Origin of the sequence: Zestomonas carbonaria (genome assembly GCF_904061905.1) — a bacterium.
Lineage (GTDB): Bacteria > Pseudomonadota > Gammaproteobacteria > Pseudomonadales > Pseudomonadaceae > Aquipseudomonas > Aquipseudomonas carbonaria.
This window is the reverse complement of the sequence record NZ_CAJFCI010000141.1, coordinates 1-256: the sequence shown is the minus strand read 5'-3', so window position 1 is coordinate 256 and position 256 is coordinate 1. Positions and strand designations below refer to the sequence as shown.

Annotated in this window: 1 protein-coding gene; it reads right to left on the bottom strand. The window is 59.0% G+C overall.

Annotation, left to right across the window (positions count from 1 at the left end; genetic code table 11):
- Window positions 1–256, bottom strand: a 256-nt coding sequence (locus tag PSEWESI4_RS25015) for a phospholipase D-like domain-containing protein (RefSeq protein ID WP_235979016.1), incomplete at both ends; no start/stop codon positions are given.

The window sequence follows — 256 nt, the reverse complement described above, 5'->3', positions numbered from 1 at the left end:
CTGCCGGGTCAGCGACGGCGAAGGGCAGGCGATATTCAGTTCGCTGTCGGTTTCCATGCTGCGCACGTTGATATTGGCCGAGCCCAGGGTGAAGAACACATCGTCGGCCAGAAACAGCTTGGAATGCACATAGATGTCCTTGTAATCGATTTCCGATTGGCCATGGGGCGTTCCCCAGCTTTTCAGCGTGGCGACATGGATGTTCAGGCCTTCCAGGTCGTCCTTGCGCAGTTCGGCGTCGGGGTCGGGCTTGCGC